Raw genomic sequence first — 26,455 nt, forward strand, 5'->3', positions numbered from 1 at the left:
TTCACTTTTCGACAGCTCATTAATCTGTGTTCACGGTTTGAAAACAGCCCGACACAACACCAATAACTTTCGAAAATGGAATTGAGCATGAACATCAAAAAGACCCTGACCGCCTCCCTCCTCGCCCTGTCCATCGGCAACGCATTCGCCGCCGGCAGCCCGGGTGTCGAACACCAGACCCAGGCCTTCCTCGAAGCCCTCGCCGCGGGCGGTGGCAAACCGCTGGAGCAACTGAGCCCGAAGGATGCGCGTGCAGTGCTGACCGGCGCTCAGGCCTCGGTGAAGGTTGATCTGTCCGGAGTTGAAGTCAGTGACAAGGCAATCAAGGTCGATGGCCAGACGATCAACCTCAAAGTGGTGCGGCCGGCGAAGGTCAAAGGCGAATTGCCGGTGTTCATGTTCTTCCACGGTGGCGGTTGGGTGTTGGGTGATTACCCGACTCACCAGCGCCTGATTCGCGATCTGGTGGTCGGTTCTGGTGCAGTGGCGGTGTACGTCGATTACACGCCGTCGCCGGAAGCGCAGTACCCGACGGCGATCAATCAGGCCTACGCCGCGACCCAATGGGTCGCGGAAAACGGCAAGCAGATCGGGGTCGACGGCAAGCGTCTGGCGGTGGCCGGCAACAGCGTCGGCGGCAACATGGCGGCGGTCGTGGCGCTGATGGCCAAGGAGCAGCAAACCCCGGCCCTGCGCTTCCAGCTGCTGATGTGGCCGGTGACCAACGCGCAGTTCGACGACGGCTCGTACCAGCAGTTTGCCGAGGGACATTTCCTCACCAAGGGCATGATGCAATGGTTCTGGGACAACTACACCACCAACCCGGCCGAGCGCGCACAGATCCACGCCTCGCCGCTCAACGCCAGCAGCGAACAGCTCAAGGGCCTGCCCGCCGCGCTGGTGCAAACCGCTGAGTTCGACGTGTTGCGTGATGAAGGCGAAGGCTACGCGCGGCATCTGGATGCGGCCGGTGTGCCGGTGACCTCGGTGCGCTACAACGGGATGATTCATGACTTTGGTTTGCTCAATCCGCTGAGTCAGATTCCAGAAGTGAAAGCGGCTGTGCGCCAGGCCGCGGCTGAGCTGAAAACACATCTGAACTGAAGCCCCCTTACTCGCCACACCTGACGGTGTGGCGAGTATTTCGCCTGACCACATTTTGTGGCGAGGGAGCTTGCTCCCGCTGGGCTGCGCAGCAGCCCCAAAATTGAGTGAGCGCTGCGCACTCAAGCGGGAGCAAGCTCCCTCGCCACAACAGCGCTCATCATCGTGGAGCACATCATGTCCATCATCCTCACCCACCCACTGTCCTGGAGCGCCGCCCTGCTGCTGCTCGACGCGCTGCTCTGGCACCTCGCGCCGTTCAGGCACCGCGCACCGAGAGTCGGTATTCGCCTGGCGCTGTTTCTGGCGTTCAGCGCATTGATCATCAACGCCGAGATCAGCCCGTTGCAGGCGCCGCTGTTCGCCGATGACCGGGTAATGCAACTGGGCGCGACGGCACTGGGAATTGTCTGGTGGCTGTACGCCGCGCGGGTGCTGACCGAAGTGATCGGTCTGGCGCTGATGCGGCGCATCGGCCACAGCGGTCGGCTGTTGCAGGATGTGATCGGCGCGCTGGTGTTTCTGGCGGCGATCGTCGCGGCCGCCGGCTACGTGCTGGAGCTGCCGGTCAAAGGCTTGCTGGCGACTTCCGGGGTGGTGGCGATCGTCGTCGGTCTGGCGCTGCAAAGCACCTTGAGCGACGTGTTCTCGGGGATCGTGCTCAACACCACCAAGCCGTATCAGGTCGACGATTTCGTGGTGATCGACGGCGTCGAAGGCAAAGTCATCGACATCGACTGGCGCGCCACGCATCTGCTGACCAGCACTGGCACCCTGGCCGTGGTGCCGAACTCGGTGGCGGCCAAGGCGAAGATCGTCAATCTCAGTCGCCCGACCAACCTGCACGGCGTCTCGATCAGCATCAAGGTGCCGAATCACATTCGCCCACGACGGGTACTCGACGCCCTCGACCGCACGCTGCAGGGCAGCAGCAGTCTGCTGCTCAATCCGCCGCCCAAAGCCGTGTTGAAAGAGGCCGGTGAGGAGATGTCGGAGTATGTCGCCAGCGGTTTCATCAGTGAACTGAGCAAGAAAGGCGAAGTGCGCAATCAACTGTTCGACCTCGCCCATCGGCATCTCGAAGCCGCAGGAATTTCCCGGCATCCGGATGGCGTGATCGAGCCTTCGACCCGCGCCCGGGCACTGCTTGATGAAGTGAAAGTTTTCCGCTCGTTGAGCCATGAGGAACGCGATCGCCTCGCCGAATCGATGGTCGCGCAGCAATACGCGGCCGGTCAGGTGGTGTTGGGTCTGGATGAGGTGCCAGACAGTCTGTTTGTCATCGCCACTGGCGTGGTCAGTGCGACCGTGTCCGATGGCAGCGGCCAGACCGAAGCCGGACGCATGGGGCCGAGCGAGGTCATGGGCGAACAGAGCATCCTCGCCGATACCCCGTCGCAGGCCACGTTTACCGCGCTGACGTCGAGCATCATCTACCGCCTCGACAAAGCCCTGACCCGCCAATGCATGGAGCAGCGCAGCGAAGTCGGCCAGGCACTGAACAAATTGCAGGCGGTGCGACAGCAGAACAGCCGGCTGGCGTTGATGGCCAAACCGGTGGCGGTGCGCAAGGGTGGTTTTCTCGGTTGGCTGCAAAAGCGCTAGCCCTGTCAAACAGTTGAACGCCAAACCTTGTGGCGAGGGAGCTTGCTCCCGCTTGAGTGCGCAGCGCTCACAAGATTTCGGGGACTGCTGCGCAGCCCAGCGGGAGCAAGCTCCCTCGCCACAGGAGGTGGTGGATTGCGCCACTTTTTACTGCACATGAAAATGCCCGCAATCAAGCGGGCACTTTCAGTTCAAGCAATTACTTGGCAGTGAACTTGGTGTAGCTGTTGATCAGGTTGCGATAGTTCGGCAGGCGTTCGGACAGCAGATGCGCCAGGCCTTCCATGTCGTTGCGCCAGTCACCTTGCAGCTCGCACGCCACCGAGAACCAGTTCAGCAGGTGTGCGCCGGCCGCCGACATGCGCGCCCACGCCGCTTGTTGCACGGTGGTGTTGAAGGTGCCGGAAGAATCGGTGACCACAAACACTTCGAAACCTTCAGCAATGGCCGACAGGGTCGGGAATGCTACGCAAACGTCCGTCACCACACCGGCGATGATGAGTTGCTTGCGGCCGGTGGCCTTGATTGCCTTGACGAAGTCTTCGTTGTCCCAGGCATTGATCTGGCCAGGGCGCTGAATGAACGGTGCATCGGGGAATTGCTCGCGCAACTCAGGCACGATCGGGCCGTTCGGGCCGGCGTCGAAACTGGTGGTGAGGATGGTTGGCAGCTTGAAGAACTTGGCGATGTCACCCAGCGCCAGCACGTTGTTCTTGAATTCGTTAGGGGTGAAATCCTGTACCAGCGAGATCAGACCGGTCTGGTGGTCGACCAGCAGCACGACCGCATCATCTTTGTTCAGACGCTTGTAGGGAACGCTCATGGGAAACTCCTCGGTGGATGGTTGTTGCGTGAGGCGCCGACCGGTTAGCCGGCGCTTTTTTGTAGTGATCAGAAAGCGAAGCAGGAACAGCCGAACGCGCCCCAGAACCCGGCAAAGTCGCTGACCGGTGCGTTCGACAGTCGGGCTTTTTCATGGCTGTGCGCGTGCACTGCGCAGGCACCGACGCACTGGTGCACTTGCGCCTGCAAAGGCGAGTTCGGGCGCCAGTGGCCCGGCACCTTGACCACCGGCGACCAGTCCGGCAGCACGGGGATCGAGCGTGGGCCGAGGTCTTCGAAGTCGCCGGCGGCGTAAACGATCTTGCCGCCGACCACGGTCAGCACCGACTCGATCCACTTGATCGCCTCTTCTTCGACGTGGAAGAAGTCCGCGCTCAGCGCCGCCAGATCCGCCAGTTGCCCGACCTTGATCTGGCCCTTCTTGCCCTGTTCCGACGAGAACCAGGCGCTGCCGTGGGTGAACAGTTCCAGCGCGGTGGTGCGCGGCAGACCTTCTTCGTACAAGGCCAGACCACCGACGGTGCGACCGCTGACCATCCAGTACAGCGATGTCCACGGGTTATAGCTGGAAACCCGCGTGGCATCGGTCCCGGCGCCGACCGGCACGCCTTCGGCGAGCATGCGTTTGATCGGCGGCGTGGCTTCGGCGGCTTTCGCGCCGTAACGGTCAACGAAGTATTCGCCCTGGAACGCCATGCGATCCTGAATCGCGATGCCACCGCCCAGCGCCCTCACCCGCTCGATGTTCTGCGGGGTGATGGTTTCAGCGTGGTCGAAGAACCACGGCAGACCGTTGAACGGAATGTCGCGATTGACCTTCTCGAACACGTCGAGCATGCGGCTGATCGACTCGTTGTACGTGGCGTGCAAGCGGAACGGCCAGCGCTGCTCGACCAGGTGGCGCACCACCGGTTCCAGCTCCTGCTCCATGGTCTGCGGCAGGTCCGGGCGCGGTTCGAGGAAGTCTTCGAAATCGGCGGCGGAGAACACCAGCATCTCGCCGGCGCCGTTGTGCCGCAGGTAATCGTCGCCCTGGTGCAACTTGACGCTGCCGGTCCAGTTCTGGAAATCGGTCAGCTCTTCTTTCGGCTTCTGGGTGAACAGGTTGTAGGCGATGCGCACGGTCAACTGGTCGTCCTTGGCCAGTTGCTCGATCACCTGATAGTCGTCGGGATAGTTCTGGAAACCACCGCCGGCATCGATCGCGCTGGTGAGGCCGAGGCGATTGAGTTCGCGCATGAACTGCCGGGTCGAGTTGACCTGATAGTCCAGCGGCAGCTTCGGCCCCTTGGCCAGCGTCGAGTACAGAATCATCGCGTTGGGTTTTGCCACCAGCATCCCGGTCGGATTGCCATTGGCATCGCGCACGATCTCGCCGCCCGGCGGGTTCGGCGTGTCGCGGGTGTAACCGGCGACGCGCAGTGCGGCACGGTTGAGCAGCGCGCGGTCGTACAGATGCAGAACGAACACCGGGGTGTCCGGTGCCGCCTGGTTGAGTTCTTCGAGGGTCGGCATGCGTTTTTCGGCGAACTGGAATTCGTTCCAGCCACCAACCACGCGCACCCATTGCGGGGTCGGCGTACGGTCGGCCTGCTCCTTGAGCATGCGCAGCGCATCGGCCAGCGACGGCACGCCTTCCCAGCGCAGTTCGAGGTTGTAGTTGAGGCCGCCACGGATCAGGTGCAAGTGCGAGTCGTTGAGACCGGGGATCACGCAGCGCCCGTGCATGTCGATCACTTGCGTGGCCGCACCACGCAGGGCCATGGCCTGAGTGTCGTTACCAACGACGACAAAGCGGCCGTCCTTGATCGCCACCGCGCTGGCCAGCGGCTTGCTGCGGTCTACGGTATGAAATTGGCCATTGAACAGAATCAGATCGGCGTTCATCGCAGTTCCTTTCGAGTAGATGAATGGGTGTCAGCGTGACGGCTGTTTCGCGGGCTCGACGTGAGCATGGGCCTGACCGGCTTCCAGCCACGGCGCGAACAACCGGGTCACGCGGGGCATGAACACGTACACCACCGATAGGACGATGGTCAGGGTGATCAGAAACGTGGCGACCACGTAGTTGGAAAGCAGCGGATGCAGCTTGAGCAGCGGCCCCCAGATCAGTGGCACCAGCAGCGTGTGCGGCAGGATCACCAGCAGGGTGATCACCGCTTGCTTCCAGCGCGGCGGCGGCTTCGCGGCATCGGCCAGCGGCGCGAACCAGAATTCGTTGACCGGCGCGACTTCGGTCTGGTCGCCATCGGCGAGCATCGGCGCTGCTTCATCCACCAGCGCCTGACGCTGCGGCGACTCCAGCCACAGTTGCATGGCCTCGGTGGAGGAAAAGCGCAGGACGCAGGTGTACGTGTCGAGGCCGGCCAACTTGCCGCGCACCACGTCGACCCCGAGGTGGCCGTCGCGCTGCCCGGCGACCCGGACAATGTTGCGCAACCACGCCTCGTAAGGCTGTTCAAACCCGGCCTTGACCCGGTGCTTGACGATCAGGGTCACGGTTTCACCGACCCCCGGTGCTTTTGGACTCAGGGCTTCAGGCATAACGCAGCACTCCGGGCAGACGAATATTGAGCGCCAGGCGTCCCGGCCCGGCGATAAACACAGTGGCGAACAGGATCAACAGCAACCAGCCGAACTGCCCCTCGGCCACACTCCATTGCGGGTGCACGACCAGCAGCGCCACCAGCAGAACAAAAAGAATAGGCAAGCAGGCCAATCGCGCCAGCACCCCGGCGACGATCAGTAGCGGGCAGAGGACTTCAGCGAAAATCGCCAGGCAGAGTGTGAGGTGCGCGCCGAGGTGGAACGGGTCTTCGATCTGCTGCAATTGCGCATTGAAATCCAGCAGCTTGGGCAAACCGTGCACCCACAGCAGAAACAATCCGCCGCTGACCCGCAGAAACAGCAGACCGACATCCTGTGCCTGTTCATCGCGTTGTGATGCGCTCATGCCCCTACCCTTTAATCCTTATCGGGTTGAATCATGCTCGGTGCGAGCGAGGGAAAATTGAATGGATGTGCTCTCTTTCAAGCCATCCGGGCTTCTGTAGGAGTGAGCCCGCTCGCGATGCGGTGTGTCAGGCGCCAACAATGGTGGCTGTGGGAATGTCTTCGCGAGCAGGCTCGCTCCTACAGGGGGTTGCGGTGTCTTCAGGCAGGCGGGATATCCAGCGGCGCCGCCATGAACTGGCTGATCCGCGAACGCAGCCAGCGCTCGGCCGGGTCGTTGTCGTGCACCCCGCTCCAGGCCATCGACAGCTGTGCGGCATCGATCGGGAACGGTGGATCTTCAGCGCGCAGTTTGCAGCCTTCGACCAGTGCACACGCGGCATAGTCCGGCACGGTGGCAATCATTTCAGTGCCGGCGAGCAACGCACGCAAACCGCTGAATTGCGGCACGCCGAGCACCACGCGCCGACGCCGGCCAACCTTGGCCAGGTCCAGGTCGATGTTGCCGCTCAGGTCACCGGAGAACGACACCATTGCGTGCGGGCGCTCGCAGTATTCGTCCAGCGTCAGCGGCCCCGGGCGATCATCGCCGCGTAGCACTTTGCAGGGAATGTCGCGCAGTTTCTTGCGCTTGGCATTGGCCGGCAGATCAGTGGTGTAGCTCACGCCGACGGAGATTTCCCCGGACGCCAGCAGCGCCGGCATCAACAGATAGTTGGCGCGGCGCACCACCACGACAATCCCCGGGGCTTCCTGCTGAAGCTGTCGCAGCAGCGGCGGAAACAGACCGAACTCGGCGTCGTCCGACAGGCCGATGCGGAACACGTCGCAACTGCTCGCCGGGTCGAACTCCTTGGCCCGGCTGACCGCGCCGGAGATCACATCCATCGCCGGTTGCAGCTCCTGCAGAATCGCCAGCGCACGCGCCGTCGGCTCCATGCTGCGGCCGTTGCGCAGCAGCAACGGATCATCGAACAGGTCGCGCAAACGCCCCAGCGCGGCACTGACTGCCGGTTGGCCCATGAACAGTTTTTCGGCGACGCGGGTCAGGTTCTTTTCGAACATCAGCGCTTCGAAAATTACCAGCAGGTTCATGTCGACGCGACGCAGATCGTTACGGTTCATGGGCTCGTGTTCCTTGCTTGAGAAGTCGTGTTCAGTCAGGTGCGATAGCGCCGTACTTTACTCGATCAACGGTACGTTGGCCGCGCGTTTGTATGGGCCGTATTTCACCGGCACCCATTGGAAGTGTTTGTCGAGGGCAGCGACTTGCAGTGATGTGCTGAGTTCAACGTTTTGCGGCGCAATTAACAACGTTTAACTCGTCAGTCTTCCGGCCCCGTCCAACAATGAAACCCTCTGCGAAACATTGTTTTTTTGACCAGAGGGAAACGTGCCGAGCGTGCGTTGCCCCCCCCGACACGGACATTGGCCATGGCTCACTTACAACAAACAGTCGCCCTCGCCCCCTCCAGCGAATTCCGCACACCGCGCATCGGCGGCCTCAGTCCGCAACGCGAACGACGGGCTAAACAATTGATCCTTGAACGCCTGGGCGAAAGCCTGGAAGTCACCGAACTGGCAGAGGCCTGTTCGTTGTCACGCAGTCATTTTTCCCGGGCGTTCAAATGCAGTACCGGACTCTCGCCACAGGACTGGATCCGCACCCAGCGCATCGCTCGCGCCAAGCAGTTGATCCGGCTCACCCACTTGAGCCTGACGCAGATCAGCCTGGAGTGTGGTTTCTGTGATCAGGCGCACTTCTGCCATATCTTCACCCGCAGCGAAGGGATCAGTCCGTTCGCCTGGCGGTGTCGTGAGGTGCCGGGCATGAAGTCCGAAAAACCGCGAGCGTCGGCCGCGCCTGTCGACATACGCCTGGCGGTGTAGACGCTGTCGCAGGCTACGCGCATTTCCCCGTGCTTCACTTCTGCCTCAACCGCTGCGCCACTTGCGCCACCCGCTCGCCCAGATGTGCCGCCGTGCGCCGGTCTTCGAGCGGCGGCGCCTGCTCGGGGGGCTGTTCGACATTGGATTGGGACATGGCCCCGAGCGAGCTGCCCAGACGATTCAACTGACCATCGAAGCAGCCCGCCACCGAGCGCGCCGGGAGCAGGTCGAGCCCCACCCAGATCATCGAATGCTGCGCGGCGAACACCGCCATTTGCAGCAATGTATTGAGCTTGTCGCCGCACAGGCTTCCGGAATTGGTGAACCCGGCCGCAACCTTGTTGCGCCACGGTTTTGCCAGATAGAACGCCGCGCTGGCCTCCATGAAATGCTTGAAGCCCGCCGACGCGCTGCCCATGTAAGTCGGCGCACCGAAAATGATCGCGTCGGCGCGGTGCAACTCATCCCAATAGAACTCAACTTCTTCTACCGCCACCAACCGACAGGTACTGCCCAAGTGCCGTTCGACGCCCTGCGCCACGGCTTCTGCCATGACGCGAGTGTGGCCATAGCCGCTGTGATAGACCACCACCACGTTGCTCATTACGCCGTCCTCCGCACGCGTGCACTCCATTGCAGCCGTCAGGTCCTGGCCTGAGGGCAGGCTCGATTCAGCGGATTTTTGGGCTTGAAGCGGACACAGACGAGTTAATCGTTGTTAATTGTCCGCGAGACACAGCGCTGGTCTGAACATTGCAGCGGGCAAAAATGCCAATCGCTGCATCGCTTTCGAGCATTGCCGGCAATCTGCACGTTGCACTGACGCCAGAACCTGCGGAATATGTCGGCAAAACTGCGGATTAGAAGGCTTGCGTGCCGCTGACGCTGATCCGCGCTGCCCTTCACGGAGGCTTCACACGCCGTGGGCAGGATGATAAAAATTTCGCAGGAGTGAGCTGTTGAGTCTTCCCCCGAATCAGGCCCTCGGTTTCGGCCCCTATCGGATCCAGCCCGGCAAACGGCTGCTGCTTGAGGGCGAGCAGCCGTTACGCCTGGGCCGACGTGCCATGGATATTCTGCTGATCCTGCTGGCGCATGCCGGCGATGTCGTGAGCAAGCAGCAACTGATTGCCGGCGTGTGGCCGGACAGTATCGTGGAAGACATCAATCTGCGGGTGCACATGGCGGCTTTGCGCAAAGCCCTGGGCGACGGTCAGGGCGGGCAGCGATACATCGTCACGGTGGCGCAGCGCGGCTACAGTTTTGTCGCACCGATCAGGCTGCAATCGATCGAACAGCACACCTGCGCCGAAACCGGCACCCGGCATAACCTGCCACTGCGCCGCACGCGAATGATCGGCCGCCAGCCGCTGGTCGACAGCCTGATCAGGCAGTTGCCGCGCCAGCGCTGCATCACACTGGTCGGCCCCGGCGGCATCGGCAAAACCACCGTGGCCCTGCGCGTTGCCGAACAGATGATCGGCCACTATCGGGACGGTATCCGGCTGCTGGATCTGTCGCCGATCAACGACGCGCGAATGATCTGCTCGCACCTGGCGGCCCTGCTGGATGTGGTGCTGCATGACAACGATCCGCTGACCCACCTCGTCAACGCGCTGCGCGAGCGCCAGATGCTGCTGGTGATCGACAATTGCGAACACCTGATCGACGCCATGGCACTGCTCAGCGAGAGCATTTTGCGCGGTGCGCCGCAGGTTCACATTCTGGCCACCAGCCGCGAGAGCCTGCGTGCCGAAGGCGAGTATGTGCAACGTCTCGAATCCCTCGATTACCCGCCGCCGATTGCCGTGCTTGATCGTGCGCAGGCGTTGAGTTTTTCGGCACTGCAACTGTTTGCCGAACGCGCCCTGGCTGCGCACGAGGGCTTCGAGTTGAGCGACGCCGAGTTGCCCGACGCGATTGAAATCTGTCGGCGTCTGGACGGCATTCCACTGGCGCTGGAGCTGGCGGCGGCGCAGGTCGGAGAACTCGGCCTGCAGGGTTTGCTCAGCCAGTTGCAAGGGCGTCTGCCGGTAGTGGCGGCCGGCAATCAGAGCAGCGTGGAGCGCCATCAGACGCTGCGTGCCACGCTGGACTGGAGCTTCAACCTGCTCACCGATTGCGAACAGAACTGCCTGCGTCGACTCGGTGTGTTTCGGGGTGGCTTCACGCTGGAGTCCGCCGCTGCGGTGATCGGTGGACAGCACATTCAGCCCGGCGAGGTGTTCGGTTCGATCACACAACTGGTCGCCAAGTCGTTGCTCAACGTCGAAGTCGGTGACGAAGAAGTGTTCTATCGTTTGCTCGACACCACGCGCCGCTATGCCCTGGAAAAACTCGAGCAAGGCGCCGAACTCGCCGCAACCCGCGAACGCCACGCTGAACGCTGCCTGACGCTGATGTACCAGGGGCAGACCGATTGGGAGACCACCTCAACCGCCCTGTGGATCGAACGCTACGCACGCGGTCTGGAAGACCTGCGCGCGGCGCTCGACTGGAGCCTGAACGGTGCAGGCCCCAACGATGTGGGGATTTATCTGGCCGCGACCTCGGCGCCCCTGTGGCAAGAGTTGTCGCTGCTCAAGGAATACGGCGGTTACGTGCGTCAGGCGCTGGCCCTGCTGGAAAACGCTGCCGAACCTTGCCCTCGGGTGAAGATCGCGCTGAAACTGGCGCTCGGCAGCGCCTGCTACCACACCTGGGGTGGCACCCCGGAAACCATCGCGGCGTTCGTCGATGCCCATGCGCTGGCGCAAGAGTACGACGACGTGGCCGGCCAACTGCGTGCAGTGTCCGGGCACATGGCGGTCAACCTCAGCTGTGGCCATTATCAGTCGGCGCTGGAACAGAGCGAGCAGTTTGATCGACTCGGCCTGCACGGCGACCCGCAGTTGTCGCTGAGTACACATCGCCTGCGGGTGTTGGCGCTGCATTACGCCGGCGACCAGCAGCAGGCACGCCTGCATGCCGAGCAAGTGATTCAGCACATGGCGCAAAACGGCAATCCCAACCGTTTCACCCATGGCTTCGGCGTGCAGTACGACCAGAGCGTCGCCTCGCTGACGGTGCTGGCCCGGGTATTGTGGCTGCAAGGTTTCCCTGAACAGGCCTGGCGGACGGCCAGGCAGGCGCTGGACATCGCCGTGCAGATCAACCACGGCACCTCGATCTGCTACACCCTGGCATTGGCCAGTTGCCTGATTGCTCATTACAACGGTGACCCGCAAAACGCCCGTGCGTTGCTGCAGCAGTTGCTGGAACAGGCGCAGAAGCACTCCGTATTGCTGTTCTATCGCTGGGCATGCCAGTACGCGCAGGTTCTCGACGCCGATGCCGCCGTGCCGATAGCGACCGAAGACAGCGGCCTGATCAGGGAAATCATGGTCACACTGGACAGCAGTTTTGTTGATGACGCGTTGCTTGAGCGGGCACACAGCGGAGCGGCAGGCTGGAGCACGGCGGAGATTCTGCGGGCTCGGGCCGATCGGATGTTGATTGAAGATTCGGCTTGCCCCGACAGCAACACCCGGCAGGCCGAAAAGGTCTTGCTCCAGGCACTGTCGATCGCGCAAACCCAGGGCGCGCTGGCCTGGGAACTGCGCAGCGCCACTTCGCTGGCGCAGTTGTGGCAACGGCAGAACCGCTGCCGCGAAGCGCTGGAATTATTGAGCCCGATCTATCAACGCTTCACTGAGGGCTACACCACCCCGGACTTGCGCAAGGTGCGCTGGTTACTCGACGAGTTGGGCCGCCAGCTGCGTGCCTGAGACCCAACGACTGCGGCTGACGAAGCGCGCATGCCGGCGCTCGTACTCGTTGGATTCACCGTTGCGTTCCAGTTGTTCGCGGGCGTAACGACGGGTGGTGTTGAGCATGCGATAGCGCAACCCGGCACTGCCCCGCTCCACCGCCAGCAAAGACTTCTGCGCCAACCGATCAATCATCAGGGCCAACGTCGACGGGGGTAATTGCGCGCAGCTGATGACGCCCATCGCCGCATCAATGGCAAACGCCGTTTTGAAAACCGACAGGCGTTGCAGCACCCGCTGCTCCTGCTCATTCAGCCGTTGATAGCTCCAGTCCAGCGCGGCTTTCAGGGTTTGATGGCGTGGCACGGCAGTACGCCGACCATGGCTGAGCAGCTGTAAACAATTGTCGAGTTGTGACTGCAAGCCGACCATCGCCAGCGCATCAATGTGCGCCGCCGCCAGTTCAATCGCCAGTGGCAGTCCATCGAGCCGCCGACAGATGTCGCGCACAGCATTGAGATCCTGTTCGCGCAGGGTAAAACCCTGCTGCCGGGCCCGGGCACGACTGACAAACAATTGCACGGCCGAATAGCTCATGGTCTCTTCGACACTGCCCAACGCTGAGGACTTGGGAATGGCCAGTGGCGGCAGGGTTTGCACGGTCTCCAGACTGGCCTGCAATGCTTCGCGACTGGTCGCAAGAATCGACAACCGTGGCGCGGCCTCCAGTAAACGTTCCACCAGAGCCTTGCAGGCTTCACGCAGATGCTCGCAGTTATCCAGCACCAGCAAGCTGTGACGCGCCGCCAGCGTGACGAGATCGGTATCGAGGGTTTGCAACAGATAATCGAGCAGTGGCGTGGCGTCGTTGACTACCGCCAGGTCCACCAGCCAGATCCCGTCGCGAAAATGCTGTAACAGCAACTCTGCAGCACGCAACGCCACCGTGGTTTTGCCGACCCCCGCAGGCCCCGTCACGGTCATCAATCGGCACAGTGGCAATTGCCGCACCATCGAGCCCACCACTGAGTCGCGACCGGTCACCGGCGTCAGCCGCACAGGCAGGTTGTGTTGGGGTGCTTGCAGATTTTCCAGAGCCACGTGCTCGAAATTGTCGCCGTGCACCGGAGCAACGAAGCTGTAGCCACATTGCGGGACATTGACGATATAGCGTTGGCCGTTCTCACCGTCACCGAGCGCCCGGCGCAGGGCGGCAATGTGGACGCGAAGATTGATCTCTTCGACCACTGAAGTGGGCCAGACCCGTGCAATCAACTCTTCCTTTCCGACCACTCGGCCTGCGCGCTCGACCAACACCTGCAGAATGTCCAGTGCACGCCCGCCCATACGCAGTTGCCGATCCCCGTCGAGGATCAGCCGTTGGCGCAAATGAAAGGCATAAGGCCCGAAATACAGGACTGACGCCGAGTGCAAATCGTTGAGGCTGTTCATGCCAACTATCTTGGCAGCCTGCTATGACGGCACAACCTTCACACAGGGCGCAGCACGGACATCCGGGTGCGCACAACGGACAGAACCGCTCTAGCTGAACTGTTCGCGGTATTGCACAGGAGTAAGACCGAGTTTTTCCGCGAACAACAGGCGCATGTGCCGAACACTGCCAAAACCACTCTTGTAGGCCACGGTTTTCAAAGGCAGGTCAGTGGTTTCCAGAAGATTTCGTGCGCAGTCGATACGCGCACTTTGCAGGAACTCCATCGGCGTCATATTGATGTCGCGTACAAACGTCCGCGCGAAGTGCCGTGCACTCATGTTGGCCAATCCAGCCATGCGCTCGACACTGAACGCTTCGTCGAGATGGTCCAGGACGTAATTCTGTACTCGGGTGATCGGTGTTTCCTGAGGCGCCACTGCCGCCATCAATGGACTGAATTGCGCCTGCCCACCTTGACGCTTCATCACCACCAGCAGCACCTTGGCGACGTCCTGGGCCAACTTCTTGCCGTGATCCTGCGCCACCAGCGCCAGCGCCAGGTCGATGCCGGCCGTGACCCCGCCAGAGGTGATCAGATTGCGATCCTCAATGAAAATCTGGTCGGTCGCCACGCTCGCCTTTGGAAATGCCTTGATCAGGCGCTCGGTGTAATTCCAGTGAGTGGTCACCCGATAGCCATCGAGCAACCCGGCATGGCCGAGTACGAAGGCGCCGGTGCAGATAGAACCATACCGCTCGGCACAGGGTACGGCCGCTTTCAGCCAGGCCAGCAACCCCGGGTGTTTTTCGTTGTAGGCCCCCGGCCCTCCTGGCACCAGCAGCAAGTCGTAGCGCTCAGTGGCTTGTTCGATATGCCGGTCGGTGTGTACCAGCACACCGTTGGACGCACGTAACGGCCCGCGCTCGGTGCCAAGCGTGGTCAGCTGATAGTGCAACTCCGGTTTCAAATAGCGATTGGCCACCGAAAACACCTCCAGCGGCCCGGCCATGTCGAGCAGCAGAAAGTCGGGGAACAACACCATTGCCACGGTTTTCATGGGGAACACATCACTGATAATCAAAAGTAAGCGGACAGGACAGGCTGAGCATTATGGCCAACTGCGGCACAGTCGTCGGAAAAAAATACGTGATCGAGCGCACACAACTGTCAACCAGAAACGGACAGTATTTCAATTTCCATCTACTTATTACCCCGCAGAGTAAACAGTAATCTTCTCCTCACTCGGACGAATTCACGTCCCCCAAGGAGATTCCATCATGCTGACTCTTCGCAAAGCCTCCGATCGTGGCCTCGCCAATCATGGCTGGTTGAAGTCGTTCCACACCTTTTCCTTTGCCAGCTACCGCGACCCGCGTGAACAAGGTTTTTCCGACCTGCTGGTGATCAACGATGACCGCGTTGCCGCCGGTAAAGGTTTCGGCCAGCACCCGCATCGTGACATGGAGATCTTTTCCTACGTGCTCGAAGGCGCACTGGAACATAAAGACACGTTGGGCACCGGCTCGGTGATCCGCCCTGGCGACGTACAACTAATGAGCGCCGGCAGCGGCGTGGCGCACAGCGAGTTCAACCATTCGGCCACCAAACCCGTGCACTTTTTGCAAATCTGGATTGTGCCGGAGATCAGCGGCGCCAAACCGCGCTATCAGCAGGAGCACTTCAGCGCGCAGAAAAAACGCGGTCGTCTGCAACTGATCATCTCGCCGGACGGCAGCGATGGTTCGCTGACAGTGCGCCAGGATGCGCGGGTTTACGCCGGGTTGTTCGACGGCAAGGAAAGCGCCACCCTGAAACTGTCGGCCAACCGTTACGCCTACGTGCATGTCGCTCGCGGCAGTGTTGAACTCAATGGCCAGTTGCTGCAGGAAGGTGACGGCGTGCGGGTTCGCGAGGAACAGGCGTTGACTCTGAGCAATGGCGTGGATGCCGAAGTACTGGTGTTTGACCTGCGTCCGCAAGAGCTGCCGCAAATGCCATGAGGCATGGGTTTCCAAATGCCATGAGGCACGGGTTTCCAAATGCCAACAAAAACGGCCTTCAATTGAAGGCCGTTTTTTATTTTGGCAACACCGATGATGGCTGCTCGGAAGGCTTCGCTGCACCGACATCTTTGCCTGCCTGAACCGCCGCCAATGTTGTTTGTATCGCTGCATACAGGTTGGCCTGACTGGCGAAATAGCCACCGACGACAATGCTGACCACACCAAACAGATGCACAGCCGTTGCCATCCAGACGTTGGCATTCACGGTACCCGCCTTTTTGAGCGCCTCTCTGGACTCGATGGCAATGCCTTGAATCACCGAGTCGTAGCGTTTATCCCGCTCGAACTGAATGCGCTCGTTCGCCTTGTCTCGCTCTGCCTGGGAGCAAAGGAACTCTCGAATATCGGCGTGCACTCGCTCTACCCGAGCATCCATCCTTGCCTCGATGGTCTCGATCCTGGCGTTGAATTCTTCACGGCTGATAGCGTTCATGATTTGTGCGTTACGACCTTTGCTCAATGTGTCGAAGCTTTGATATTGCTCGAATTCCCTGGCTTTCAATCCGATCCCCTTCCCTGGGTTAGCGATACCTTCTCTGGCGCACCGATTTCCTGGCGCTGCGAGTTGCATCAACCTTAGGACTGGCGCTCCAAGCCCACAAGCCGGCAGATTCTGCTGTGGATGTAGGGCGTTTCGTCAGACGCTGTAGCTTGTCCAAAACGCTTTGAGCCGTCACTCATTCTCCAGTGCAAACGCCTCGACAATCTGCTCAATCACCGCCCTGACCCGTGCGGTGTGGCGCAAGTCCGCGTGGGTCACCAGCCACACCTCATACGGTTGCGGGCGATTGCGCTCAGGCCAAAGCCTGACCAGGCCATCGCGTTCGCCCATGTACACCGGGATTTCTCCTACACCCAGGCCAGCCGCGATCGAGCGGCGTACCAACAGACTGGAACTCAGGCTGGCGACAATCCGCCCGCGATGCAGGGGTTCGCAAACCAGCGTCATGTCTTTGTGCGCCTGCAAATACGGCTGGTAGACCACCAGGTCATGGCCTTCGAACGCCGTACCCTGCGGCGGGATGCCATGGGCGTCGATATACGCCTGTGAAGCGAACAATCCCACGGGCCAGCGTGCAATCCGCCGCGCGATCAGGTCGGGATTGTCAGGCCGGGTATTGCGCACAGCGATGTCCGCCTCGCGCTTGGCCAGGCTAAGGATCTGCGTGGAGGCGTCCAGTTGCACACGCACGTCCGGGTGCAGCGCGTGCAGGCGACTAATGGCCGGAATCAGAAAGTCGATGGCCAGCGAGTCGGTGGTGCTGACGCGTACGGTGCCGGTCAGACGATCATCCAGGCCCTGAATCTGCCGCTCAAGTTCCAGCGCCGACTGCTCCATTTTTTCCACGCTTTTGAGCGCGGCTTCGCCGACTGCGGTCAGTGCGTAGCCGTCGGAGGTGCGCAGGAACAAGGTCGCGCTCAGGGACTTTTCCAGCGCCGTGATCCGTCGTCCGACGGTCGCTTGATCCACCCCCAGAACCCGCGCTGCGCCGCGTAATGTCGACTCCCTGCATACCGCGAGAAATACCCGCGCATCATCCCAGTTCATGCTGCCCACCCCATGCAAATTTGCATCACTATAAAGCCAATTCGCTGCATTACCGCAGCAAAGATAGCCGATATTCTGAGCGCCATAGACCTTCCTCAGGATCGCTGTCATGCGTACATCAACCTCAGCCTTACCGATTTTCTCGGGACTCTGCGCCAGCCTGGTCGGCATTGGGCTGGCGCGTTTTGCCTACACACCGCTTATTCCCTCGCTGATTCAGGCGCAGTGGTTTTCTGCCAATGACGTGGTCTACCTCGGCGCAGCCAATCTGGTCGGCTATCTGATCGGCGCCCTGCTCGGCCGACCGATCGCGCGGCAACTGGGCAATAAAAACGCCCTGCGACTGATGATGCTGCTGGTCACCGCAGCGTTTTTTGCCTGCGCATTTCCATTGTCGGTGAGCTGGTTCTTTGGCTGGCGATTGCTGTCGGGGATTACCGGCGGCGCGATTATGGTGCTGGTGGCGGCGACTGTACTGCCCCACGTGCCGGCATCCCGCAAAGGACTGGCCAGCGGTGCGATTTTCCTCGGTATCGGCTTGGGCATCGCCGCCTCCGGAACCATCGTCCCGCCCTTGTTGAATATGGGCCTGCACGCTACCTGGATGGGGCTGGGCGGATTGTCCTTGTTGCTGACCGCTATGAGCTGGTTTGGCTGGCCTGTTGATCTACCGCACCCGACCGCCGCTCACACAGGCGCGGCGGTTGAGCCAACGCCCTCCGCCGTCTATTTGCTGTTTGGCCAATACGCATTCATGGCCGCAGGTCTGGTGCCGGCCATGGTGTTTCTGGTGGATTACGTGGCTCGCGGGCTCGGTGCCGGGGCGCAGATTGGCGCACTGGTTTGGGTGATGTATGGCCTGGGCGCAATTGTCGGCCCGGTAAGTTACGGCTTTCTTGCGGATCGGCTTGGCGCGCGGATGGGCATTCGGCTGGTATTGGTGGTTCAGGCGATTGCGCTGGGATTGTTGGCGGTTTCCCACTCTTTCATGGCGTTGGCCGTGCTGGCAGTGATCATCGGTTCATTCCCGCCCGGCATCGTCCCGCTGGCCTTGGCCCGCGTGCATGAACTGGTGCCGGATCACCATCGCCAGCAAATCGCCTGGAGCCGTGCCACCGTATCGTTTGCCACGTTTCAGGCGCTGGCCGGATTTGCCTATTCGGCGCTGTTCAATGCCACGGGCGGTCAGCACGCAATGCTCTTCGTGATCGCCGCAGGGGCGATTGTCGTGGCGATTTTGTTGGAGCACGCCCTGAAATGGCTGCCCTCAGCGACTGAACCACGTGTCTGTGAAAATTGAAGGGAATCATTGCCTGCGGGCTGCGCTCCCATCTTCAGAACCTCAAGCAACAGGAATCGACATGACTTTGCCCAACGAAATGACCCGGATCGAAATCACTCAACCCGGTGGCCCGGACGTCTTGCAAGCCAAACGTGTGCCCCTGCCCGTCGCTGCAGCCGGTGAAGTGCTGATCCGCGTGCATGCCGCAGGGATCAATCGTCCCGACGCCCTGCAACGGGCCGGCAAGTATCCAATGAAGCCGGGGATGAATCCGATCCCCGGTCTGGAAGTGGCCGGCGAAGTGGTGGCGCTGGGTGCCGGTGTCAGTCAGTTTGCCGTCGGGGACAAGGTCTGCGCGCTGACCAACGGTGGCGGTTACGCCGAATACTGCAACGTCCCGGCCGGACAAACCCTGCCGATCCCCGATGGACTGGATTGGGTGCAGGCCGCCGCTATCCCGGAAACCTTCTTTACCGTGTGGGCCAACCTGTTCGGCCTCGGCGACGCCCAGCGTGGTCAGCGCGTGCTGATCCACGGCGGCACCAGCGGCATCGGCACCACCGCACTGATGCTGTGCCGCGAATTCGGCATCGAAGCATTCGCCACCGCCGGCAGCGCCGATAAATGCGCAGCGATCAGCAAACTGGGTGGGCAGCCGATCAATTATCGCGAGCAGGATTTCGCCACGGTCATCGCCGAAAAAACTGCTGGCCAAGGCGTTAACGCGATTCTCGACATCATGGGCGCTTCGTACCTCAACGGTAATGTCAGCGCGCTGGCGATGGATGGCCGGCTGGTGATGCTGGGCTTTCTCGGTGGCGGCAAGGCCAACGACATCGACCTGCTGGCGATCATGGCCAAGCGTGCGGTGATCACTGGCTCATTGCTGCGTGCGCGAACCGCTGAGGAAAAGGCCGAAATTGCCGAGCAACTGCGCGAACACGTGTGGCCGGCGCTGGCCGCCGGACGCTGCCTGCCGATCATCGACAAGGTTTATTCGCTGAACGATGCGGCCCAGGCGCATGCGCGCATGGAAGGTGGCGACCACATTGGCAAAATCGTTCTGCGCGTGGGCTGAGCCGCAGCATTTTGTAATCGTTGCGAGTAGACGATGGTCGAAAAAGTCACGCGCAGACCGACCCTTCTGGTAAAAAGCCTTCTTTGTCTGCGCTGTGGTGAACCGTTTAATGTTCCTGTCCTTCATGACCCGTTTGCGTCGTCGCCGTCTGGCGTTCGCCTGCATGGCTGCGCTGATCATTGGCGTGCCGACGAGTTGTGCGGTGCTCGAACACACCGAGCGCAAACTGCTGTTTCGCATCGAACCGGGCACGGCCGGCTGGTATCACGGCTTGCCGGGCAGCGTGCAGGAACTCGACTTGCAGCCCAAGAGCTTCAAGGCCGGGCAGAATATTCATGCCTGGTGGTGGCCCGCAGAACGACCGAACGCTCCGGCGATTCTCTATCTGCATGGCGTGCGCTGGAACCTCACCGGACAGCTGTTCCGCATCGAGCAGTTGCGCGCAGCCGGCTACTCGGTACTGGCCATCGACTACCGTGGTTTCGGCCAGAGCAAGGGCGATCTGCCTTCGGAAAGCAGCGTGTATGAAGACGCCCGTGTGGCGTGGGAGCGCTTCAAACTGCTGCAGCCCGACCCGAGCAAGCGCCTGATCTACGGCCACTCACTGGGTGGCGCCGTGGCTATTGATCTGGCCGCCGAACTCGGCCAGGACGCCGCACGGGACAAGACACCGCTGCCAGTCAAAGGTCTGGTGATCGAATCGACCTTCACCTCTCTCGCCGACGTGGCTGCCGCCGTGGCCAACACCTCGCTACCAGTGCGCTGGCTGCTGTCGCAGAAATTCGACTCCATCGACAAGATCGCCGAGATTCACATGCCATTGCTGGTGGTGCACGGCATGGCCGACGCGTTCGTGCCGCCGCGCTTCAGCGAACAGCTGTTCAACGCCGCCCAACAACCGAAACGACTGCTGCTGGTGCCGGGTGCCACCCATAACAACAGCATGGCGCTGGGCGGGCAAAATTATCGCAAGGCGCTCGATGCGCTGATGCAATCCAAACCCGCGCCGCGCGTGGCCGGCCCCGCACTGGTGCGCAGCGCGCAGGATTCCTAGCGATAGCCGCGAGCCTGCAGATCGAACAGCTTGGCGTAGTGCCCATTGGCGGCGATCAGGCTGTCGTGATCGCCCTGCTCCAGTATCCGTCCAGCCTCCAGCACCATGATCTGATCGGCGTTGCGCACACTGGAAAAGCGGTGGGAGATCAGCAAGGTCATGCGACCTTCGGTGTGCTGGCTGAAATGCTCGAACACTGCCGCTTCCGCTGCCGGATCCAGCGCCGAGGTCGGTTCGTCGAGAATCAGGATGTCGGCATCGCGACGCATGTACGCCCGTGACAAGGCAATCTTCTGCCATTGCCCACCGGACAACTCCTGACCGCCAGCGAACCATCGGCCTAGTTGCGTTGCATAGCCACGGTCGAGGTTTTCAATGAACGGCGCGGCCATGCCTTCGGCCGCTGCGGCCTGCCAGCGCGATTCATCGTTGAACGCCGAGGTATCGCCCACGCCGATGTTCTCGCCCACGGTGAACTGGTAGCGAATGTAGTCCTGAAAAATCACCCCGATACGCCGCCGCAAGGTGTTCTCTTCCCAATCCTGTAAATCACTGCCATCGAGCAGAATGCGTCCCTGATCGGGCCGATACAGGCGCGTCAGCAATTTGATCAGAGTGGTTTTGCCTGAGCCGTTCTCCCCCACCAGCGCCACGCTCTTGCCAGGCACCAGGTGCAGGTCGATGCCTTCCAGCGCCGCACGGTGGGCGCCCGGATACCGAAAACCGACGTTTTCAAAGCGCAGGCCATCGCCCGGTTGCGCGCCGACGGTGAGATGACCGGAATCGGCGAGCACCGGTTCGGCCAGATATTCATACAGGTTGGACAGATACAGACCGTCTTCGTACAAGCCACTGATCGCGCTCAGACTGCTGCTGACCGCACTCTGCCCCTGCTTGAACAACACCAGGTACATGGTCATCTGACCAAGACTGATATTGCCGTGCACGGCATCGATCACCACCCAGGCATAAGCCAGATAGAACGCCCCGGTGCCGAGCAAGCCGAGACCGAAACCCCAGCCATCACGACGCAATGTCAGACGCCGATCCTCGGCGTAGAGCTTGGCAAAAGTGTCCCGATAACGCTGCAGCAGCAACGGCGCAAAGCCGAACAGCTTGACCTCTTTGATATAGGCCTCATGGGACAGCAAGGTTTCGATGTAATTTTGCTGCCGACTCTCCGGAGCACGGCGGGTGAACAGGCGGAAAGCGTCGCCGGAGAAATGCGCCTCGGCAAAGAACACCGGCAACGCGCCAATCACCAGCAACACCAGCGCCCACGGCGAAAAATGCACCAGCAGCACACCGAAGCTGATCAGCATGATCAGGTTCTGGATCAGCCCCAGCGACTTCATCACCAACGCCAGCGGCCGGGTCGAGGCTTCGCGGCGCACGCGCACAAGCTTGTCGTAGAACTCGGAGTTCTCGAACTGCACCAGCGACAGGGTCTGCGCTTTCTCCAGAATCAGCGTGTTGACCTTCTGCCCCAACTGCACCCGCAACAACGACTGCTGCACCGAGAGCGCCCGCTGCGTACCGGACAACAACGCCAACACCCCCGCCTCCATCAGCACATAACGCAACACCGGCCACAGCGGTGCAGCGCCCTGCTGCGCGTGCAACTGCATCGCCGCCACCACCGCATCGACAATCCGCTGACCCAGCCATGCGGCCAGCGCCGGCAGCACACCGGCAATCAGAGTGGCCAGCACCAGGCCCAGAAACAAACCGCGAGATGTCGCCCAAACCAGTAGCAAGGCGCGCCGGGCCTGATCGAACAAAGCGTGGAAGCGGGAAATCAAAGGCATGGAACACAGAGCTCGACGGCGGATGGAGCGTGCCATGGTACTCCGCAGGTTTGATCCGTGCTGAAACTGCGCTTTTTCATGAGAAAAACATCTGGAAAAACACTGGCCTTTGCAGCGTCCAAAGCTCTGCTCTGTTTTAGCCGCCCTTCGCGGAACCTGGCGAAAATCGCCTCTCTCCGCGCCTACTGTCAGGAACCCCGCCATGCGAATCAATCCCTGCCTGATCTTCAACGGCAACTGCCGTGAGGCTTTCAATTGCGAGACTGACAAGTGACGCTGACTTTTCGTCAGGCATGAAAAAGCCCAACCTCTTCAGGTTGGGCTTTTTGGTTTATCGCTGGGCCAGCTCATGCCGCACGCATTGTTCGTAATAGGTCTGCTTGACCGCTGCAGGTTTGAGCTTCGACGTGCTGTTGTAGGTCTGCTCGGTAATCCCCATCGCTGTCATGCGCATCCACGGTTGCTGGAACTTGCGCACCTGCAACTGCTTGCGCGCGCCATACAACGAGATCCCCGACAGCTTCGACTGTTGTGCGCCGGCGGCGATGTCCGAGCCCCAAGTACAGGCAAAACGATGACTCTTGCTCAACTCCTTCGCCTCAATGGCCGAAGCGAAAGCAGCCAGGGAAAGCGTTGCAACGGTTATGACAATCGTCCGCATATAGCCAACCTAACCTTTTGAAAAAAGGCGAGTTTGCCGGGGAAGCCCAAGCCTGGGGGCCAGCAAATTGCCGCATTTGCGAGATTGATCCGGGCCTGCGACGCGATCAGCGACAGCTGCGGACCTCAACCCGCAGACGCTCGGCGCCCTCCTCCGAGCATTCGATAGTGACCGGCAAGAAGCGCTCGATCACCGCGATATTGCTGTGCAGATGCTCGGTCATCCTTGGGGTGGTAAATGATCCACCGCCGGCCAGCGCCATCGGCAGCAGCAACTGATCGGCGAGGTGTTCTGCCACCGCTGCGTCACTGCGCAACCAGTCTGCCGCCTGATTGATTGCGCTATCAGCGACCTTCTCCGCCCGTAACAACACTTGGCCAAAGGCACTGAAAACTTCGGTGACGTGCTCGAACGCGTACTCCAGCAACAACACATTACCGGGGCCACGCGCCGGATCGAGCGTGATCGGATGCAACGTTTCCGCTGCCCAGCGCAAGCATTTCGCCACCTGATTCAGTTCACGCTCGGCGACGCTCGGTGCGAGACCGGCCGTCAGCGCCAAGGCTTGCTGCGACAGCAGCGCCCCGCGTTCACACAGGTCCAGCGGCGTCAGTTGCGACGGCTGCACCGTGACGTCGATCTCACCACCACCGGCCGGGACAAAGCCGTGACGCAGCAGATCCAGCTCAATGCCGGCCCCCATGCGCCGCATCAACGGCAACCAGCTGCGCGTAAGGAAATCGACAGGCGGCGCCAACGGATTATGCGTACCGCCGCTGATCCGTACGCGACTTGTGCCCGGCGCCTGCAACAGCGCCGGCAGCAATGTCTGCAACACCAACGTGCAACTGCCGGCCGTGCCGATCGCAAACCGGTAATCACCCGAACGAATCGCTCCCGGCTCGAAAAACAGCGCCTGCGAGCCCAGTTCCGCTCCCGCGATCCGTGCGCCGCAGACTTCGGCAGCCGCCATCACTGCCGTCAAATGCTGACGCAACAATCCCGGCCGACAGCGGCGGGCACGGATCTGTTTAATGCGAAACGCCTGGCCTGTCACCATCGACAGGCTCAGCGCGCTGCGCAATACCTGACCGCCGCCAATCGCGCCGTCCAGTTCAATCACTTGCGGTTCCATTTCCAATCCTTACGCATACAACCCGACGATGTCCCTGAGGTAGTCATCCAGTCGTCGCGAGTCTTCCTGAGTTCTGAGTAATGTGGGCACATCGCGTTCGAGTTCGGCAGTGATGAACCTGTGCAGTGCCGGACGACGCGGGCCGTAGGCGCGCTCGTCGGCATTGCGTTTAAGTGCCAGAAGTTCATCAACTTCAGCGAGCAGTGCGCGATCGTCGACCGTGGTCAGCAGGTCGGCGAAGGTCATCGGTGGACGTCCACGCCCCTGGTCGATCCAGCGTACCGCCAGCAACGGCCGCAGCACGTAGAAGTACTTCTTGAACCGCACGCTGTCGCCTTGCAGGTACTGGCGAAAGTTGTTTTTCGCCATCGACAGATAGTGGTTGCGGGCTGCCGGCGGGCTGTAGAACGCTTCGGCCAGCTCCCGCAGTTGCGCAACCTGCGCGCTTTCGCTGCGGTACACCAATGGCGAGTCGAGCCACTCCAGCAACGTCGGATTGGACTTGCGCAACAACCCGAGGGTCTTGCGCAGTTCCCAGCCGCTGACGTCCAGTTCATCGTCCAATGGCCGCTCGATCACAGCGCGCGGCGTGTCGACCTGAACGAACCACTGCGGTTTTTCCACGTACACGAACCGTACGTCGTAGTCGCTGTCGGTCGAGGCAAAGCCCCAGGCCCGACTGCCGGACTCACAGGCGTACAACACCGTGACATTGCGCTCGCGCTCTATACGCGCTAACTCTTCCAGGACCCGCGCACGCATCGTGGCGCACAGCGGGTGGCGTTCTGCAAATTCCATGACTGCTGATCCTTTTATCCTTTGACGCACACCACTTGCCGCAGGGTGTGCAGCACTTCCACCAAATCGCGCTGGGCGTGCATGACTTTGTCGATGTCCTTGTAGGCCATCGGAATTTCGTCGATCACCGCTTCATCCTTGCGGCACTCGACATGCGCCGTGGCGCGGATCTGGTCTTCGACGGTGAATGTATTCTTTGCCTTCGTTCGGCTCATGGTGCGGCCGGCGCCGTGGCTGCAGGAGCTGAACGACTCTTCGTTGCCCAGGCCGCGCACAATGAAACTCTTGGCGCCCATCGAACCCGGAATGATCCCGAGTTCACCTTTCTTCGCCGACACCGCGCCTTTGCGGGTGACCAGGATTTCTTCGTCGAAATGCCGCTCTTTCTGCACGTAGTTGTGGTGGCAGTTGACCGCTTCCAGCGCCACCTCGAACGGTTTGCGAATGATCTGGCGCGTGGCCTGAATCACCGCGCGCATCATCAATTCGCGGTTCTGTCTGGCGAAGTCCTGCGCCCAGCTCACCGCTTCCACGTAATCATCGAAGTGCTGGCTGCCTTCTTCGAAGTACGCCAGGTCACGATCCGGCAAGTTGGCGATGTGTTGCCGCATATCCGCCTGAGCCATCTGAATGAAGAGGTTGCCAATGGCGTTGCCGACACCGCGAGAACCACTGTGCAACATGAACCAGACCCGGTTGGCTTCATCCAGGCACACTTCGATGAAGTGGTTGCCGCTGCCGAGCGTGCCCAGATGCCCACGGTTGTTGGTGTTGGTCAGTTTCGGGTACTTGTCGGTGATCAGTTTGAAACGTGGCTGAAGCCCCGCCCAGGCCTGATCGGCTTGCTGCGGAATCTCGTCCCACGCGCCCTTGTCGCGCCGCGAACGGTTCGAACTGCGGCCATGGGGCACCGCTTGCTCGATGGCGCTGCGCAGACCTTGCAGGTTGTCCGGCAAGTCGGCTGCGGTCAGCGACGTGCGTGCGGCGATCATGCCGCAACCGATGTCCACGCCGACGGCCGCCGGGATGATCGCGCCCACCGTCGGAATCACGCTGCCAATAGTCGAGCCCTTGCCCAGATGCACATCCGGCATCACCGCCAGATGCTTGAAGATGAATGGCATCTTTGCCGTGTTCATCAGCTGCTCGCGGGCCTCGTTTTCCACCGGGACGCCTTCGGTCCAGAGTTTGATCGGCTTGCCGTTGGCGACTTCGAGCAGTTGGTAAGTGTGTGCTTTCATTTCTCTATTCTTTATTCGTTGGCCGATGATTCGGCGTTGTTCCGTCATGTGCAGCGACAAAAAAACAGACACTGTGGCTCTGCCAGTCGAGCCCCCGTTGCCGGGGCGGGATTCGAACCCGCGTTCCGATGGAGTACCTGTTGCATTCGCTGCCTTCTTTTTCAATAAGGTGGCACGACAAAAGTTGATGACTGTTGCGCGTCGCCG

At 61.0% G+C, this 26,455-nt stretch carries 23 protein-coding genes; 8 read left to right on the forward strand and 15 right to left on the reverse strand.

Annotation, left to right across the window (positions count from 1 at the left end; genetic code table 11):
* Positions 1 to 87: 87 nt before the first annotated feature.
* Both AC1RBR_RS16965 and AC1RBR_RS16970 read left to right on the forward strand, forming a co-directional pair.
* On the forward strand, positions 88 to 1,104 hold the full coding sequence (locus tag AC1RBR_RS16965) for an alpha/beta hydrolase (RefSeq protein WP_492565695.1): 1,017 nt from the start codon (positions 88 to 90) through the stop codon (positions 1,102 to 1,104).
* Between the two features lie 177 nt (positions 1,105 to 1,281).
* Complete coding sequence (locus AC1RBR_RS16970) at positions 1,282 to 2,709, forward strand: mechanosensitive ion channel domain-containing protein (RefSeq protein ID WP_492565697.1); 1,428 nt, start codon at positions 1,282 to 1,284, stop codon at positions 2,707 to 2,709.
* 199 nt (positions 2,710 to 2,908) lie between these two features.
* Here the strand turns inward: AC1RBR_RS16970 and ycaC are convergent, their stop codons facing one another.
* The 5 genes from ycaC to AC1RBR_RS16995 all read right to left on the reverse strand — a co-directional run bounded on the left by ycaC (position 2,909) and on the right by AC1RBR_RS16995 (position 7,629).
* Complete coding sequence (gene ycaC, locus AC1RBR_RS16975; RefSeq protein WP_007961287.1) at positions 2,909 to 3,532, reverse strand: isochorismate family cysteine hydrolase YcaC; 624 nt, start codon at positions 3,530 to 3,532, stop codon at positions 2,909 to 2,911.
* A 68-nt stretch (positions 3,533 to 3,600) separates the two neighbouring features.
* Positions 3,601 to 5,439 (reverse strand): amidohydrolase, encoded by a 1,839-nt coding sequence (locus AC1RBR_RS16980; RefSeq protein WP_492565698.1) that lies wholly within the window; start codon positions 5,437 to 5,439, stop codon positions 3,601 to 3,603.
* A 30-nt stretch (positions 5,440 to 5,469) separates the two neighbouring features.
* Positions 5,470 to 6,096, reverse strand: a complete 627-nt coding sequence (locus AC1RBR_RS16985; protein ID WP_095136682.1) for an antibiotic biosynthesis monooxygenase — start codon at positions 6,094 to 6,096, stop codon at positions 5,470 to 5,472.
* Positions 6,089 to 6,505 (reverse strand): DoxX family protein, encoded by a 417-nt coding sequence (locus AC1RBR_RS16990; RefSeq protein WP_443535013.1) that lies wholly within the window; start codon positions 6,503 to 6,505, stop codon positions 6,089 to 6,091. Before AC1RBR_RS16990 ends, AC1RBR_RS16985 begins: the two co-directional genes overlap by 8 nt.
* Before the next feature lie 200 nt (positions 6,506 to 6,705).
* A complete protein-coding gene (locus AC1RBR_RS16995) occupies positions 6,706 to 7,629 on the reverse strand; it encodes a LysR family transcriptional regulator (RefSeq protein ID WP_492565700.1) in 924 nt (307 codons plus the stop codon).
* 309 nt (positions 7,630 to 7,938) lie between these two features.
* Between AC1RBR_RS16995 and AC1RBR_RS17000 the strand changes: the two genes are divergently transcribed.
* Positions 7,939 to 8,394, forward strand: coding sequence for a helix-turn-helix domain-containing protein (locus AC1RBR_RS17000; RefSeq protein WP_166497491.1), 456 nt, complete (start codon positions 7,939 to 7,941; stop codon positions 8,392 to 8,394).
* A gap of 34 nt (positions 8,395 to 8,428) precedes the next feature.
* On the opposite strand, the gene AC1RBR_RS17005 is transcribed toward AC1RBR_RS17000, so the two are convergent.
* Complete coding sequence (locus AC1RBR_RS17005; RefSeq protein WP_166497492.1) at positions 8,429 to 8,998, reverse strand: flavodoxin family protein; 570 nt, start codon at positions 8,996 to 8,998, stop codon at positions 8,429 to 8,431.
* Between the two features lie 355 nt (positions 8,999 to 9,353).
* Here AC1RBR_RS17005 and AC1RBR_RS17010 point away from each other — a divergent pair, with 355 nt between their 5' ends.
* On the forward strand, positions 9,354 to 12,161 hold the full coding sequence (locus tag AC1RBR_RS17010) for an ATP-binding protein (protein ID WP_492565702.1): 2,808 nt from the start codon (positions 9,354 to 9,356) through the stop codon (positions 12,159 to 12,161).
* On the opposite strand, the gene AC1RBR_RS17015 is transcribed toward AC1RBR_RS17010, so the two are convergent.
* Together AC1RBR_RS17015 and AC1RBR_RS17020 are read right to left on the reverse strand one after the other, a co-directional pair.
* A complete protein-coding gene (locus AC1RBR_RS17015) occupies positions 12,126 to 13,595 on the reverse strand; it encodes an ATP-binding protein (RefSeq protein WP_492565704.1) in 1,470 nt (489 codons plus the stop codon). The two genes, AC1RBR_RS17010 and AC1RBR_RS17015, sit on opposite strands and share 36 nt — an antisense overlap.
* Before the next feature lie 90 nt (positions 13,596 to 13,685).
* Positions 13,686 to 14,636: a GlxA family transcriptional regulator gene (locus AC1RBR_RS17020; protein ID WP_253149237.1), complete on the reverse strand. Its 951-nt coding sequence runs from the start codon at positions 14,634 to 14,636 to the stop codon at positions 13,686 to 13,688.
* Between the two features lie 220 nt (positions 14,637 to 14,856).
* Between AC1RBR_RS17020 and AC1RBR_RS17025 the strand changes: the two genes are divergently transcribed.
* On the forward strand, positions 14,857 to 15,579 hold the full coding sequence (locus AC1RBR_RS17025; protein WP_095136690.1) for a pirin family protein: 723 nt from the start codon (positions 14,857 to 14,859) through the stop codon (positions 15,577 to 15,579).
* A gap of 76 nt (positions 15,580 to 15,655) precedes the next feature.
* Here the strand turns inward: AC1RBR_RS17025 and AC1RBR_RS17030 are convergent, their stop codons facing one another.
* Positions 15,656 to 16,144: a hypothetical protein gene (locus AC1RBR_RS17030; protein ID WP_492565705.1), complete on the reverse strand. Its 489-nt coding sequence runs from the start codon at positions 16,142 to 16,144 to the stop codon at positions 15,656 to 15,658.
* A gap of 171 nt (positions 16,145 to 16,315) precedes the next feature.
* The gene (locus AC1RBR_RS17035) at positions 16,316 to 17,191 is read right to left on the reverse strand and encodes a LysR family transcriptional regulator (RefSeq protein WP_492565707.1); all 876 of its coding nucleotides are present in this window, start codon (positions 17,189 to 17,191) and stop codon (positions 16,316 to 16,318) included.
* Between the two features lie 109 nt (positions 17,192 to 17,300).
* On the opposite strand from AC1RBR_RS17035, the gene AC1RBR_RS17040 reads away from it, so the two are divergent.
* The 3 genes from AC1RBR_RS17040 to AC1RBR_RS17050 all read left to right on the forward strand — a co-directional run bounded on the left by AC1RBR_RS17040 (position 17,301) and on the right by AC1RBR_RS17050 (position 20,605).
* Entirely contained in the window at positions 17,301 to 18,491 is a 1,191-nt protein-coding gene (locus AC1RBR_RS17040) for a YbfB/YjiJ family MFS transporter (RefSeq protein ID WP_492565709.1), read from the forward strand.
* Between the two features lie 61 nt (positions 18,492 to 18,552).
* Positions 18,553 to 19,551: an NAD(P)H-quinone oxidoreductase gene (locus AC1RBR_RS17045; RefSeq protein WP_166497499.1), complete on the forward strand. Its 999-nt coding sequence runs from the start codon at positions 18,553 to 18,555 to the stop codon at positions 19,549 to 19,551.
* A gap of 109 nt (positions 19,552 to 19,660) precedes the next feature.
* Positions 19,661 to 20,605 (forward strand): alpha/beta hydrolase, encoded by a 945-nt coding sequence (locus AC1RBR_RS17050; protein WP_204896304.1) that lies wholly within the window; start codon positions 19,661 to 19,663, stop codon positions 20,603 to 20,605.
* Here the strand turns inward: AC1RBR_RS17050 and AC1RBR_RS17055 are convergent.
* The 5 genes from AC1RBR_RS17055 to AC1RBR_RS17075 all read right to left on the reverse strand — a co-directional run bounded on the left by AC1RBR_RS17055 (position 20,602) and on the right by AC1RBR_RS17075 (position 26,248).
* Entirely contained in the window at positions 20,602 to 22,413 is a 1,812-nt protein-coding gene (locus tag AC1RBR_RS17055; protein WP_492565710.1) for an ABC transporter ATP-binding protein, read from the reverse strand. The genes AC1RBR_RS17050 and AC1RBR_RS17055 overlap by 4 nt on opposite strands.
* 331 nt (positions 22,414 to 22,744) lie before the next feature.
* Entirely contained in the window at positions 22,745 to 23,074 is a 330-nt protein-coding gene (locus tag AC1RBR_RS17060; protein ID WP_041066178.1) for a hypothetical protein, read from the reverse strand.
* A 106-nt stretch (positions 23,075 to 23,180) separates the two neighbouring features.
* Positions 23,181 to 24,209, reverse strand: coding sequence for an RNA 3'-terminal phosphate cyclase (gene rtcA / locus AC1RBR_RS17065; protein WP_492565713.1), 1,029 nt, complete (start codon positions 24,207 to 24,209; stop codon positions 23,181 to 23,183).
* A 9-nt stretch (positions 24,210 to 24,218) separates the two neighbouring features.
* Entirely contained in the window at positions 24,219 to 25,007 is a 789-nt protein-coding gene (locus AC1RBR_RS17070) for a nucleotidyltransferase domain-containing protein (protein ID WP_123588426.1), read from the reverse strand.
* Positions 25,008 to 25,021: 14 nt separating this feature from the next.
* Positions 25,022 to 26,248, reverse strand: a complete 1,227-nt coding sequence (locus AC1RBR_RS17075; RefSeq protein ID WP_492565716.1) for an RtcB family protein — start codon at positions 26,246 to 26,248, stop codon at positions 25,022 to 25,024.
* Positions 26,249 to 26,455 lie beyond the last annotated feature (207 nt).

This window comes from Pseudomonas sp. GW823-FHT01D03 (assembly GCF_058798255.1).